The 14,033-nt window shown below is 61.3% G+C and carries 13 protein-coding genes; 10 read left to right on the forward strand and 3 right to left on the reverse strand.

Annotation, left to right across the window (positions count from 1 at the left end; translation table 11 throughout):
- Positions 1–720: 720 nt before the first annotated feature.
- Positions 721–2,193: a DnaA ATPase domain-containing protein gene (locus ABGT79_RS02265; RefSeq protein WP_294486298.1), complete on the reverse strand. Its 1,473-nt coding sequence runs from the start codon at positions 2,191–2,193 to the stop codon at positions 721–723.
- 250 nt (positions 2,194–2,443) lie between these two features.
- The gene (locus tag ABGT79_RS02270; RefSeq protein WP_346664824.1) at positions 2,444–2,569 is read right to left on the reverse strand and encodes a hypothetical protein; all 126 of its coding nucleotides are present in this window, start codon (positions 2,567–2,569) and stop codon (positions 2,444–2,446) included.
- Between the two features lie 1,328 nt (positions 2,570–3,897).
- On the opposite strand from ABGT79_RS02270, the gene ABGT79_RS02275 reads away from it, so the two are divergent.
- The 5 genes from ABGT79_RS02275 to ABGT79_RS02295 are packed head-to-tail and all read left to right on the forward strand — an operon-like array spanning position 3,898 to position 7,142.
- The gene (locus ABGT79_RS02275; protein WP_346664825.1) at positions 3,898–4,575 is read left to right on the forward strand and encodes a DUF134 domain-containing protein; all 678 of its coding nucleotides are present in this window, start codon (positions 3,898–3,900) and stop codon (positions 4,573–4,575) included.
- 10 nt (positions 4,576–4,585) lie between these two features.
- Positions 4,586–5,485: a 4Fe-4S binding protein gene (locus ABGT79_RS02280; protein WP_346664826.1), complete on the forward strand. Its 900-nt coding sequence runs from the start codon at positions 4,586–4,588 to the stop codon at positions 5,483–5,485.
- Positions 5,478–6,350: an ATP-binding protein gene (locus tag ABGT79_RS02285; protein WP_346664827.1), complete on the forward strand. Its 873-nt coding sequence runs from the start codon at positions 5,478–5,480 to the stop codon at positions 6,348–6,350. The genes ABGT79_RS02280 and ABGT79_RS02285 overlap by 8 nt, the downstream gene beginning before the upstream one ends.
- Before the next feature lie 34 nt (positions 6,351–6,384).
- Positions 6,385–6,765 carry a NifB/NifX family molybdenum-iron cluster-binding protein gene (locus ABGT79_RS02290; RefSeq protein ID WP_346664828.1) on the forward strand — a complete coding sequence of 127 codons (381 nt, stop codon included), beginning with the start codon at positions 6,385–6,387 and terminating at the stop codon, positions 6,763–6,765.
- Positions 6,766–6,776: 11 nt separating this feature from the next.
- Positions 6,777–7,142, forward strand: coding sequence for a hypothetical protein (locus ABGT79_RS02295; RefSeq protein WP_346664829.1), 366 nt, complete (start codon positions 6,777–6,779; stop codon positions 7,140–7,142).
- A gap of 100 nt (positions 7,143–7,242) precedes the next feature.
- On the opposite strand, the gene ABGT79_RS02300 is transcribed toward ABGT79_RS02295, so the two are convergent.
- Positions 7,243–7,455, reverse strand: a complete 213-nt coding sequence (locus ABGT79_RS02300; protein WP_346664830.1) for a hypothetical protein — start codon at positions 7,453–7,455, stop codon at positions 7,243–7,245.
- 842 nt (positions 7,456–8,297) lie between these two features.
- Here ABGT79_RS02300 and ABGT79_RS02305 point away from each other — a divergent pair.
- From ABGT79_RS02305 to ABGT79_RS02325, 5 genes are all read left to right on the forward strand, one after another.
- Positions 8,298–8,531: a FeoA family protein gene (locus tag ABGT79_RS02305; protein WP_294485178.1), complete on the forward strand. Its 234-nt coding sequence runs from the start codon at positions 8,298–8,300 to the stop codon at positions 8,529–8,531.
- Positions 8,532–8,539: 8 nt separating this feature from the next.
- Positions 8,540–10,855, forward strand: a complete 2,316-nt coding sequence (gene feoB / locus ABGT79_RS02310) for a ferrous iron transport protein B (RefSeq protein ID WP_346664831.1) — start codon at positions 8,540–8,542, stop codon at positions 10,853–10,855.
- Between the two features lie 544 nt (positions 10,856–11,399).
- Complete coding sequence (locus ABGT79_RS02315; RefSeq protein ID WP_346664832.1) at positions 11,400–12,644, forward strand: MFS transporter; 1,245 nt, start codon at positions 11,400–11,402, stop codon at positions 12,642–12,644.
- Between the two features lie 45 nt (positions 12,645–12,689).
- Entirely contained in the window at positions 12,690–13,667 is a 978-nt protein-coding gene (locus ABGT79_RS02320; protein WP_346664833.1) for an AEC family transporter, read from the forward strand.
- Positions 13,668–13,786: 119 nt separating this feature from the next.
- Positions 13,787–13,996, forward strand: a complete 210-nt coding sequence (locus tag ABGT79_RS02325) for a serine acetyltransferase (protein ID WP_294485185.1) — start codon at positions 13,787–13,789, stop codon at positions 13,994–13,996.
- Positions 13,997–14,033 lie beyond the last annotated feature (37 nt).

Below are 14,033 nucleotides of genomic sequence, written 5' to 3' on the forward strand. Positions count from 1 at the left end.
AAGGCCGACGCCGAAAAGACACAATGTCGGTCGGAGAACTTCGGCAAAAGCTTGATGCCCTCAAATTTTGGGGAAACTCAATTTCTTGGGGAACGCAGTGAAGCCGCAGAGACGGAGGCGGTCAGGTTCTGAGGCAGAATCGCCCGGCATGTTCCAGAGTCAAATCCCGGCGCAACGTCCGCCGTGAAGCTCTGACGCCGAGATATGGTGTCGCCGATTCCGCACCGTGTTCTGACGCGGCGTCACTCGTTTCTTCCGATGCGAAAATCTGGAGAAAGGATACTTTTCCGTTATCTTCGGCGCAAAGAACATGCAGAACCCGGCGGCAAATTCCGACGCAAAATCATTCGTCCCATTCCGGCACAGCGCAACCACGGCTTCCCCCCAACTCCGGGGCAGCAACGGCAGTCAAGTTCCGCCGCGGAAAAAAACGCGGAATCGGTCGCAACGATTGAGGGCAGCATCGTTCGCTACTTCCGCCCCGATGAACCGGTGGAGAGTCTGACCTCATGAATGTTTTGGAACCAGAGAAGCGCCGATGCCGCCGTCAGGGGCTGACAGAAGTCCAACGCCAAGAGGATGTCCCCTCCGAGTGTTGCTTACTCCGCCTCGTCCGCACTCTTCGTCGACGCCATGCCGGCGCCGGCATGGGCCTGTCGCACTTCGACGAAAATCGGGCAAAAAAAAGCCCCGCTCGGGGCAGGGCAAGGATGAAAAGCTCTAGGCCAGCATGGCCGAACGTTCAATCATGGAAACCGTGTGCTCAATCTGGCCGCCGAGAGAAGAATGACGGCTCATTTCGCGCTCCACGGCGGTGATTCCCTTGATGACCGTGGAATGCTTGCGGTTGAAACGCTCGCCTATCTGCTCCAGCGTGAGATCGGTGTGCTTGCGCAGCAGGAAAAACGCCGTGTTGCGCGCCAGAACAAGATTCTGACGGCGAGACTTGGAACTCAGCTGCGCGGGCGTCAGATCGAAACTGCGGCAGATGAGCTCCACCACGTCTTCCAGACTCAGGCTGGGACTCGTGCGCGCCACGTTGCGGATGACGTCGATGGCCATCTCTTCCGTGACCGTGTGCCCCGTGAACTGCGACTGAAGCATGAGATTGTGCAGGCAGCTCTCCAGCAGACGCACGTCGCCGGTGATGCGGTCGGCCAGAAGATCGGCCACAGCCGAAGGCAGCACCATGCACTGACGGCGCGCCTTTTCCTGAAGAATGTGCAGACGCGTGTCGCGGTTCGGCCGCTCCATGCTCGCCACAAAGCCCGAACAGAACCGGGACACCAGCTGCGAATCCACGCCCGCAAGATCGCGCGGAGCAAACGAACTCGTGAGCACCACGCGGCCGCCGTGATCCTGAAGATTCTTAATCGTGGAAAGCAGTTCTTCCTGCGTGCGATCCTTGCCGCGCAGAAAATGCACGTCTTCCAGAAGCAGCATGTCCAGCTGACGGAAACGTTCCTTGAACTGATCGATGGTCTTGTACTTCATGGCCTGCACGAACTGCGAGGTGAATTCCTCGGCCGTGAGATACTCCATGCGCACCTGACGCTTGTCGGCTTCCAGACTGAGCGCGCGTCCCACCGCCTGCGTGAGATGCGTCTTGCCGAGCCCCGCTCCCGCACACAGAAACACCATGTCCACCGGAGCGCTCGCTTCCAGAATGTTGCTCGCCGCCGCATAGGCTATCTGATTGCACGGACCGACCACAAAATCTTCAAAGGAGTGCTTCCACCCCTTCATCATGGCCGGATTGAAGGTGCGCACCCGAGGCAGCGGCATGGGCAGATCAAGCTGCTTGTCGGCCATGAGCACGGTCGGCGCCGTGGACGGAATGGAAGCCGCCAGCTGCTCAAGACTCGTCGGACGCGGCAACTCCGCCTTCTTGCGCGACGAAGACGCCCGCACCGTCACCTTCACGCGGCTGCCGAGCTGCGAAGACGCCACTTCCGCAATGGCCTGAGAAAACTGATCGCGCACCTGAGCCGCCATAAAATCATTCATGGCGGTCAGGCGAACTTCCCATTCGCAGGCTCCGACAGGTTCAATAAGAAGCCCCTGGCCGCCGGAACGGTCAGTGCGCGACAATTTGACCACATCACCCTTGAGAGGCTCAAGAAAAACCTTGAACTTCCCCTCGGGGAGTCTGCTGCGAAGTTCGTTAAGTATAGAAGACCAGATTTCTTTCATAACAGAGAATCTTTACAGAAGGGCAAAGGAAAATACCATCGGCATGAATCAAAAATCCGCACTATGCCGCAAGTGCGTTTTCCACAACGTCTCGAACTAATAAATCATTATCATAGTTGAAAAAATTTTCAACTCCTCCATTATTGGGCTTTTTATATTAATCCCTTGATAACACTTGAAATTTCTCCGATAACAAAAAAATTCCACAAAGTTTTCCACTTTTTCTTCCACAACTTGCCTTTCATTTTTCTCAAATTTTCTCAATTTTTCTCCATTTTTCATGTTTTTCCTTTGTTTCTCCCCGCCCTCCGAGCTCCCCTGCTCCGCAAAGAAAATCACCCCGCTCATTCTTTTTTTGTTCTTCTTTTTCCCCCACGCCCGCAGCCGCCCATAAAAAATTTCTCAACTCCCCTCACTTCCTGACTTTTTTCTCAAAGTCACAAATTGTCGACATTGGATATCCCCATCCCTGCCTCGCCGAATGCGGCCGTCACGCCCCAAACGCCGCCGCTTCGCACCCCGACAGCCAATATCGCACCCCCAAAAATCCCGGATAATCCCGCCCTGCACAAATCACCAAAACACAGGAAAGACAGAGGAGAGAAAGGCAGAAAAGGCAAAAAGGCAGAAAAGACATCGGGGGAGATAATCTCCCCCGAACCCCCATAATTTGCGGGGCGAACCCTGTCGGGTCCGTCCCGCAGCTTTTTGGGGGAACGGCGAAGCCTCCTCCGTCGTCTTCCTATCGGGCTCCACATCGTCTGTCTGCTTTTCCCCAAGCGTTAAGAGAACACTTTTCGGTTTACTTTCGTGACACTTGGTGTCATCCCCCAAAAATCTGGAAATCCCTTCCTTACTCACGACTGTCCGGCGAAGGCCGGACAGGAGTCGGCCACCGCAGGTGAGTCCGTGAGGACACACCTGCACTGAGTACGCAGCCCGAACAGCGTCCGCCAAGCCCCCCCCCTCGCAGTCCCAGTCTTTCCAAACTTCCGCCTCCCGAAGAACACACAGGCCCGTTTGGGCAAGACATGCTGTACGAACTGCCTTGCTTGCACGACGGCGGCTGCGCTTAACGCCGGAACTGAATTCCGGCTGCGCGCCTGCCGTCGGCCGTGCTCCTGACGTCGCCCGGGGCCCCCAGAGCGTCGAAAAACGGCCTTCCGACTGCACTCCCCCCCCTCCCCCTTGGCCTCGGGCATAATCTTCCCGTTCATCCTGTCCTGCCGAACCGGCGAAGCCGGGAGGCAGAAACAGGGGGGTGCGGGGGGAATTATTTCTGACCTTGCAGGCCTCCCGAAGAACACACAGGCCCGTTTGCGCAAGACACGCTGTACGAACTGCCTTGCTTGCACGACGGCGGCTGCGCTTAACGCCGGAACTGAATTCCGGCTGCGCGCCTGCCGTCGGCCGTGCTCCTGACGTCGCCCGGGGCCCCAGAGCGTCGAAAAACGGCCTTCCGACTGCACTCCCCCCCTCCCCCTTGGCCTCGGGCATAATCTTCCCGTTCATCCTGTCCTGCCGAACCGGCGAAGCCGGGAGGCAGAAACAGGGGGGTGCGGGGGGAATTATTTCCCCCGCATGCCTTTCCTGTCTTAAAGAATTTCGGCAGAAAACGGCGGGGAGGGGTTGACGCGGGGATTTTTCTGGTTATGCTCATTTGTGCAAAATAAACATTGATTTTCAGGTTCGGAAGGAAGGAAGATGCCGCGTCCCAGACAATGTCGATATGTAAGTTCTGCGCCGTCGGTGACGTATTTCAAGCCGCGCGGGATACCGCTGCGCGAGCTTCAGGAAGCGTGTTTGAGCGTGGACGAGCTGGAGGCGTTGCGTCTGGCGGATGCGGAGGGGCTCACGGCGCAGGAAGCGTCGCAGCACATGCGGGTATCGCGTCACACGTTCGGGCGAACGCTGGCGTCGGCGCGGCGCACGGTAGCGCTGGCGCTCACGCAGGGGATGGCGTTGCGCATTGAAGGCGGCACGTACGCCGTGGCTTCCGATTTCTGTTCCGGGCACAAGGAGCACACCATGCAGAAGATTGCAGTTTCGAGTGAAGGACCCGCGCTTGACGACATGGTAGATCCGCGTTTCGGCCGGGCCGGCGGATTTGTCGTTGTCACGCTTCCGGAGAAGAGCGTGGAATACATCGACAACGGAGCCTCGCAGACCATGAGCATGGGCGCGGGCATAGAGACGGCCGAGCGCATGGCGCGCGCTGGCGTGGACGTGGTCATCAGCGGTTATGTGGGGCCAAAGGCCTTTGAAGCGCTGAAGGCGGCGGGCATCAAAATTTGTCAGGACGTGGAAAACGTGAGCGTGCGCGAGGCGGTGGAACGCTTTGAAAGCGGCTCCCTTCCCTTTGCCGAAGCCTCGAACAAGTAGCGGAGGAATCATGCGGGTAGTCATTGCCAGCGGCAAGGGCGGCGCGGGAAAGACCTGCGTGACGGCCTCGCTTGCCGACGTGTGGCGCGGGCCGCTCGTGGCCGTGGACACCGACGCCGAGGCGCCGAATCTGCATCTTTTTCTTCCGCCGCGGATTACGGAAACGACGACGGCATACCTCGACGTGCCGAACATGGATCCGGAAAAGTGCATTCACTGCGAGAAGTGCCGGAACATCTGCACGTACAAGGCCATTGCGTCGTTTGCAGGGCGGATCACTCTTTTTCCCGACATGTGCCACGGCTGCGGCGGATGCTTTGCCGTATGTCCTTCGGGCGCGCTCATTCACGGAAAGCGCGAGCTCGGCGTGCTTGAGAGCGGCGACGTGCTGAACGGTTCGGTAAGATATCTTGCGGGCCGCACGCGCATCGGGGAATCCATGACGCCGCCGCTGCTGCGTCAGGAGCTGCGCCGGCTCTCCGCCATGCTCGACGAATGTTCCGCCGACGCCCTCATCGATTCCCCTCCCGGGGTGAGCTGTCCGGCCGTGACCGTGGCCCGCGAGGCCGACGTGATTCTGCTGGTGGCGGATCCCACGCCGTTCGGCTTTCACGATTTCAAGCTGGCGCATCAGGCGTTTCTGCCCATGGAGCTGCCCGTGGCGGCGGTGATCAACCGTGCCGGGGCGGAAGGCAACGCCGAGGGCGACGAAGCCGTGCGCGCCTACTGCCGCGAACACGACGTGCCCGTGCTTGCCGAGCTTCCCTTTGAACGCGAAGCCGCCGAACAGTACGCGTCGGGTCGTCTTCTGGCGGAACTCTCTCCCGCCTGGCGCAAACGCTTTGAACATTTGAGGGACGCGCTTATCGAATTCGGCGCGAAGCGGGCCCGGGAGGCGCATCATGCGTGAAATCGTCGTCATCAGCGGCAAGGGCGGCACGGGAAAAACCACCGTGAGCGCAGCATTTGCGCATCTGGCCGAAAACAAGGTGATATGCGATCTGGACGTCGATGCTCCCGATCTGCATATTCTGCTTGATCCCAGCCCGCGGGAAACTCACGCCTTCGTCTCCGGCCACAAGGCCGTCATCCGGCGCGACGCCTGCCTTGCCTGCGGCAAATGCGCCGGTCTGTGCGCCTTCGACGCCATTGCCCTGCGCAAGGACGGCTATGCCGTCGATCCGCTGCGCTGCGAAGGCTGCGGCGTGTGTGCGCACCTGTGCCCGGCCGAGGCCATTGATCTGGAAGAGCCCCACTGCGGCGACTGGTACAAAAGCGACACCCGTTTCGGCCCCATGGTTCACGCGCTGCTCTTCCCCGGTCAGGAGAACTCCGGCAAGCTCGTGAGCCTGCTCAAGGCCGAAGCCCGCGCCCTCGCCCGCGAACAGAACCTCGATACCATTCTCTGCGACGGCTCGCCCGGCGTGGGCTGCCCTGTCATATCCTCGCTGTCGGGCGCAAGTCTGACCGTGGGCGTGGTGGAACCCACGCCTTCCGGACGTCACGACTTTCTGCGCGTGGCGGATCTGTGCCGTCATTTCCGCGTGCCGGTGGCCGTGATCATCAACAAGGCGGATCTCAATCCGGAAGAGGCCGACGCCATCGCCAGAGAATGCGAACAGCGCGGCGACGTCCTTCTCGGACGCCTCCCCTTCGATCCCGTGGTCACGCGGGCCATGGTGGCCCGCAAGGCGCTCACGGAATTCGACAATCCTGTGGGAAACAGACTGAAGGACATGTGGTCGGCCCTTCAGAAGCTGAACGTGCGCCGCTGAAAGGCGCCTCTACGACCGTTTTCAGGAGTCTTACATGAGCACTGTTGTTGCCGTTCCTTCCGCCATGCCCGGCGGCCTCGACGCCCAGATGGGCATGCACTTCGGCCATTGCGACATCTACACCATCGTGGAAATCGAGGACAACAAGATCAAGTCCGTCTCCACGCTGGAAAACGTGCCCCATCAGCAGGGCGGCTGCCTCGCTCCCGTGCAGCACCTCGCCTCGCACAACGTCAACGTGCTGCTCGCGGGCGGCATGGGCATGCGTCCGCTCATGGGCTTCCAGCAGGTGGGCGTGCAGGTGTTCTTTGCCGGCAATCAGCTCACCGTGGGCAGCGCCGTCAACGCCTACATCGCCGGACAGCTCCAGCCCTTCAGCCTTGAATTCACCTGCGGCGGCGGTCACGCCCACTGATGCCCTGCACCATGGATATCCTCGTCGTCTCGCCCCGCGCCGAACTCTGGCAGAGCCTCCGGCCGCAGTTTGAAAAACACGACGCCGTCCTGAGCCTCGCCTGCAACATGGACGACGCCCTCAACTCCTTGAACCGGCGCCGGCCCGCCCTCGTCGTGCTCGACATCAACGCCGACAACGCCGCCCTGCGCCACGCCGTGTTCCAGGTGCTCTCCGTCAACGCCATGATCCATACCGCCGCCGTCACCAGCATGACCCCCGAATCCTTCCACGACGCCATGGAAGGCCTCGGCATGCTCGCCGGCCTCCCCTCCACCCCCACCCCCGCCGACATCGACGCCCTCATGGACGCCCTCGCCAAAGTGGAAGCAAAGTAGGGAGAGGGAGAGAGAGAAGAGATGGCGGGGGAAGGGGGACACCCTTTTGAAAAAGGGCTGTTCCCCTTCCCCCGCGCCCCCATCCCCCTTCCTAAAACTTTTATTTTTTGGGGGACGGGCGCGGAAGGAACGTGCGGCAAGGAATGCGCCGCGGCGCGTGGATGTTCTGGATTTCCTTCATCCGCTTTCCCTTGACGCAGGTCTTTGCGTTCCGTGCGCCGCCCTCTCGTACCCGTACCTGCCCGGTCAGGATTTTTTTGCTCTGCCCGCCGAAATTTCGGCTTCGGAAATTTCCCCGCTCGTCGGCTTCCACCGAGCTCCGGCGTTTTCCCGCACTGCTCCGCGGTTTTGCGCATTCCCCCACCGACAGGCAGAGGAAGAAAGAGAGGTGGTAAAGTTTGCGGGGAAAGAGGGACACCCTTTTGAAAAAGGGCTGTCCCCCTTCCCCCGCGCCCCCATTCCCCTTCCTAAAACTTTTATTTTTTGGGGGACGGGCGCGGAAGGAACGTGCGGCAAGGAATGCGCCGCGGCGCGTGGATGTTCTGGATTTCCTTCATCCGCTTTTCCTTGACGCAGGTCTTTGCGTTCCGTGCGCCGCCCTCTTTCGTTTCGATGGTTTCTCTTTGGCCGCGATCCCCGCAGGCTGTCCGACGCATCCGCGTCCCATAGTATCCCCGCCCGCGAGCGGGAAGCTTCCCAAGGTGCGGCTTTCCCTCGTCGCCTTTTTCCCTTCATTGTTGCCCTCCTGTGCCTCCGTCGCCGGTTCATTCCCGGCCTCTCCCCCTCTCGACTCCCGTCGCCGTTCCGCCTCCGTCCACGCCGGTGTCTCATCCCTCCGCTTCGCCCCCTCTCTTTTTCTTTCGCCTCCTCCCCCCCCGAAATTTTCGCCGCCCCGCTTTTCCGCCTCCCGGCTTTGTCCCCTGCCGCAGCGTTTTTTCGCCCGGAACCCCGTCTGCTGTGATTTTAAGTTGACAATGGTTTTCAATTTCACTATCTCTGTTCCATCCGCCATGAGAAAAAACTCTCAGGCGCTCCGGCAGATAGCCGCCCCTCCGGCGGACTCTCCATTTACGGCCTTTTTGATTTCGGATTTCCACAATCATTTTTTTTGAACTTTTATTGAAAAAAGAATTTCATTTTATTCAGGAGGACGCCATGTCACAGATGAATCTCCGTCAGCTCGCCCCGGGGCAGAAGGCGAGCATAGTCAAGATCACCGCTCACGGAGAACTCGGACGCCGCATCCGCGACATGGGACTCGTGCCCGGCATGTCCGTGCAGGTGGTGGGCAAGGCTCCCCTGCGCGATCCTGTGGCGCTGCGCATTGAAGGTTCCACCATCGCCCTGCGCAACAGCGAGGCCGACTTCGTTTCCGTGGAGGTCAAATGAGCTGTCCCATGTGTGAAAAGAAAGGCGTTCCCGGCGCATCCGCCCTTACCGAAGAAGAAAAGAAGAACGGCGTGCGCATTGCGCTGGCGGGCAATCCCAACTGCGGCAAGACCACGGCCTTCAACGCCTGGACGGGCGCGCATCAGCACGTGGGCAACTATCCCGGCGTGACCGTGGAGAAGAAGGAAGGCTGGACCCGCTGCGGCGAGCAAAAAGTGCTGCTGGTCGATCTGCCGGGCGCGTATTCGCTCACGCCCTATTCCATGGAAGAGCGCGTGGTGCGCGACGTGCTCGCCCCCGAAAACGCCGCCGAACGCCCCCGCGCGGTGATCGACGTCATCGACTCCGCCACGCTTGAGCGCGGCCTCATGCTCGCCGTGCAGATACGCGAACTCGGTCAGCCCGTGGTGCTCGCCTGCAACATGATGGACGAAGCGAAACGCGCGGGCATATCCATTGATCTGGAAAAGCTTTCCGCGCGCTTCGGCGTGCGGGCCGTGCCCACGGTGGCGCGCTCCGGCGATGGCCTCGACAAGGCGCTCGCGCTGGCGCTGGAAGAAGCGCAGAAGCCCTGCGAGCCGCTCGTGCTCGCCTACGGCCCGGACGTGGACCCCGCGCTTCAGCGCATGAGCGCTCTCATCAGCGAAAAGAAGCTGCTTGTCGAACGCTATCCCGCGCGCTGGACCGCGATCAAGATTCTGGAAAACGACGAGGTGGTGCTTGATCAGATACGCGGGGCCGACCCCGACGCCGCCCGCGATCTGGAAGCGCAGCGCGACGCGCTCGCCGCACACCTTTCCTCAACGCACGACACCACGCCCGACGCCGTGATTGCCGACTACCGCTTCGGCTTCATCAACAGCGTGCTCAAAGACGGCGTGCTTCGCAAGGACAACGCCAAAGACCGCCTTGCCTTCACCGACAAGCTCGACAAAGTGCTCACCAACACCATTTTCGGCCCGGTCATCATGCTGGCGGTGGTGTATTTCATGTTCTGGACCACGTTCATCGTGGGCGCGTATCCGCAGGGCTGGGTGGAAGACTTCTTCGGCTGGCTCGGCGAACTCATGACCGGCGTGCTTCCGGAAGGTCTCGTGCAGTCGCTGGTGGTGGACGGCATCATCAGCGGCGTGGGCGGCGTGCTCAGCTTCGTGCCGCTCATTCTCATCATGTTTCTCATCGTGTCTTTCCTTGAAGACAGCGGCTACATGGCGCGCATGGCCTACATGCTCGACCGCGTCATGCGGGCCTTCGGACTGCACGGCTCTTCGGTGATGCCCTTCATCATTGCAGGCGGCATTGCGGGCGGCTGCGCCATTCCCGGCGTGATGGCCACCCGCACCATGCGCAGCGAAAAGGAACGCATGGCCACCATGATGACCCTGCCCCTCATGACCTGCGGCGCGAAAATTCCAGTGTTTCTCATGCTCACGGCCGCGTTTTTTGCGGAAAATCAGGCGGGCATCATGTTTGCCGTCACGCTGTGCGGCTGGGCCGTGGCGCTGCTGGTGTCGCTTTTCCTGAGAAAAACCGTGTTCCGCGGGGAATCCACGCCCTTCGTCATGGAACTGCCCCCCTACCGTCTGCCCACGCTGCGCAGCATTCTTACCCACACCTGGGAACGCGGCTGGATGTACATCAAAAAGGCGGGAACCGTCATTCTGGCCATCTCCGTGATTCTCTGGGCCGCGCTCACCTTCCCGGCGCTCAGCGAAAAGCAGTCAGCGCCCTTTGAAGAAAAAATCGCCGCGCTCGAAGCTCAGATAGCGCCCCTCGACGAGCAGATCGCCGCGCTGAAGCAGCAGCTTGAAGGCGCGCCCGCCGATTCCGCCATGAGCCGGGCCCTTGCCGACGCCGTAGAGCAGAAAGAGTCCCTTGAAGAACAGAAGTCCGAAACCGAAAACGCGCTGGCTTCCGAAACCGTGCGCAACACCTGGGGCGGCCGCATCGGCCAGCTCGTGGAACCCGTGTTCCGGCCCCTCGGCTTCGACTGGCGCACCGACGTGGCCCTCATTTCCGGCGTGGCCGCCAAGGAAGCCATTCTCTCCACCATGGGCACGGCCTACTCCATCGGCGAAACCGATCCCGACGAGCCCGATTCCCTTTCCGCCCGTCTGGCCGCCGATCCCGGCTGGTCCAAGACCGTGGCCCTTGCGCTCATGCTCTTCGTGCTCATCTACTCGCCCTGCTTCGTCACCCTCGTGGTGCTCAAGAATGAGGCGGGCGGCTGGAGATGGCTGTTCTTCAGCATGGCGTTCAACACCGGCGTGGCCTACCTCGTGGCCTGGGCAGGCACCCTGGTCGGACGCATGATCTGGGGCTGACGCTCCCTTTCCGCAACGCAACTACTTGAAAACGCGCCCCCGCGGCGCGCCCCGAACCTCGGAGGACCCGCTCCTCCGAGGTTTTCTGCATCCTGCGTCAATCCCCCGCGCTCAAATTTCCGTGCCCCCCTCGCTCAATCCCCTGCGCTCAATCCCTCGCGCCGAAATTACCCGAACCTCAATTGCCGCGCAAAACTCGTTCTGCTCCGCCATCCGCCCTCCGCCGAAACGCCCTGTGCCTGAATCCGCGCCGCGCCTTCCGCATAGTCCCCGGTTCCCGGGGCATTCCCGAATCCCTCCGCCTTCCGAACCCGCGCGCCGAACGCGTTCCGCACGCCTTATCCCCGGGCGACAGCCGGGTCAGCCGCGCCGCTCCCGGCACTCCACTCCCGCCCTCTTCCGTCCGAGCCGCTTCCGCCTCCGCATCCATCACCGCCCCGGAAGCCCCCCCCATCTTTCCCTTTTGCGCAAATTTCGTTAGATTTTTTGCACCCCAATTAAAAAATCCCGCTTCCTAAATGCCCGCATCGTCCAAGAGGTCTTTATGCGCAACATCTATCAGCTCTTCCCCGCCCTCGCGCACAGAGCTTTTTTCTTCTTCATCATCGGCCAGACCATATCCATGCTCGGCCTCTGGATGCAGCGCCTCGCCATGAGCTGGCTCGTCTTCCGGCTCACGCAGTCCGCGTTCCTGCTCAGCATCGTCGAATTCGTCAGCCTCGCCCCCATTCTCGTGCTCGGCCTCGTGGCCGGCGCGTTTCTGGAACATCACGACCTGCGAAAGGCCCTCATCGTCACCCAGGCCCTCAGCATGATCGAGGCCGCCATTCTCACCTTCTGCACCTTCTCGGGCATCGTCAACTATCCGCTGCTCGTCGCCCTCAGCCTCTGCCTCGGCGTCATCGGTTCCTTCGACATGACCGCAAGACAGTCGTCCGTCTCGCTCATGGTAACCGATCAGACCGCCGTCAAAAGCGCCATCGCCCTCAATTCCATGGCCTTCAACATCAGCAAGCTCGTAGGCCCCTCCCTCGCAGGCTTCGTCATCTATCTCTTCGGCGAGGGCGTCTGCTTCCTCGTTTCCTCCTTCACCTATCTGCCCCTCATCTTCCTGCTCGCCTTCCGCGTCCGCCTGCGCGAACGCGTCGGCTCACACGCCGGCAAAAACATGTTCGGCGAAATCGTCGAGGGCCTCAGACACGTGCAGAGCGAATATTTCCTCAATCACATCTTCCGCCTGCTCTTCGTGTTCAGCATCTTCTGCATGTGCTACAGCGTGCTCTTTCCCATGTTCTCCACCGTCGTGCTCGGCGGCGGCTCGCAAACCCTCGGATGGCTCTTCGGCGCCGTGGGCGCAGGCGCGTTCACCGGCGGCATCATCGTGTCCATCTACGTCGTGCCGAGACACATTCCCGGCACCCTCGCCCGCACCGCCGCCGTCACCGCCGTCGCCCTCGCCGTCTTCAGCTTCTCCGAAACCCTCTGGCTCTCCCTCATCGCCGCCTTCTTCATCGGCTTCGGCATCACCACCACCAACGTCAGCGTAAACACCCTCTGCCAGATCACCAGCTCCGACGACTGCCGCAGTCGCGTGCTCAGCATCTACATCATGTTAACTTCAGGTCTCGGACCCGCCGGCGAGCTCGCCTTCGGAGCCATGGCCGACGGCGTGGGCGCGCCCGTCACCATGCTCTTCTGCGCCATCGTCATCGGCGCGGCCGTGATTCTGTTCCTGCGACATCTGCGCGCCGTCAGACACAGCCTCGCGCAAACCCTCGCCCACATGTAACCTCTTCCCGGCCGCCCCGCGGCCAGCCTCAAGGATCAGCTTCCCATGAACGGCATTTTTTCCGCCCTCGTCACCGTTTTCGGCATCATGCTGCTCGGCCTCTTTGCCGAACGTCGCCGCATTCTCGCGCCCACCATGGCGCTCTGCCTCAATCAGTTCGTGTACTGGATCGGTCTGCCCGCCCTCATCTTCACCCAGATGTGCTCCATTCCCATGAGCGGAGAAGCCTCCACCTTCATCTGGTCCTTCCTCGCCGCCTCCTTTGTCTGCTATCTGCTCGCCTATCTCTTCTTCTCGGGCTTCTGGCGCTCCCACAGGCCCGAAACCACCATACGCACCCTTGCCGCCGTGTTCCCCAACGCGGCCTTCTTCGGCCTGCCCTTCATCTTCATGGTCTTCCCCGACAACGAACCCGCCGCCACCGCCGGCATGCTCGGAGCGCTGCTCTACACCGGCGTCTTCCTCGTGGCCGACGGCACCCTCGACATCCTTGCCTCATCCGGCGGCAACGACCGCCGCGGCCTCGGAAAGAAACTCCTCGGCGAAGTCATCCACAACCCCATGATCGTGGCCGCCGTTCTCGGCGCGTGCGTCGGATTTTCCGGTCTGCCCCTGCCCAAAGCCATCCTGAACATCACCCAGATGCTCGGCTCCACCGCCTCCCCCTGCGCCCTGTTCGGCATGGGCATGGTGCTCTCCGCCCAGCTCTCCGGTTCCTACGGCGCCGGCGACAACGCCGAATCCTTCAGCAAAAAGAACCTCGCCCTGATCTGCGCGGCCAAGCTCCTGCTTCAGCCGCTCTTCACCTGCCTCGTGCTGATTGTCGCCGGCTGCTCTCCCATCGCCGTGGCCGTGGGCACCTTCACCGCAGGCATGCCCACCGGAACCATGGTGTACATTCTCGGCGAACGCTATCACGCCTGCCCCACCGAATCGTCCATGACGGTCATCGCCACCACCATTCTTTCGCTGGTCTCGCTGCCGCTCGTCATGCTCGCCATGCAGTTCGCAGGACTCGTCTGACGCCCGCCGCCCTTGCTTAACAGGGGCGAGAAGGTTATCATGCTCTCCGCCAGTTTCCGCGCACCCTGCTCAATGCGGCGGAATCGTTGCCGTTTTTCAGCAGGAAGAAGGAGGTCTTCATGCCGGATCAATACCTGCCGCCCATACTTCCCTGCTCCACCTGCGGGAGCCGGGAACAAAAACTGGAATCGTGCCTGCCCGCCGGCCGACGCCATGAACTGTGGCGGGTCGTGTGCCCGTGCGGCTGCGCGCTGACGCAGTGGGCCGTGTCGCAGGGAGCCGCCATCCGCCTCTGGAACCGCTTCCTCGGCGAGGAACACGGCAACTGAGCCCCGCGCCCGGACGATTTCGACGCCGCTTCCCGCC

It is taken from the genome of uncultured Mailhella sp., assembly GCF_963931295.1.
In the GTDB taxonomy this organism is placed as follows: domain Bacteria; phylum Desulfobacterota; class Desulfovibrionia; order Desulfovibrionales; family Desulfovibrionaceae; genus Mailhella.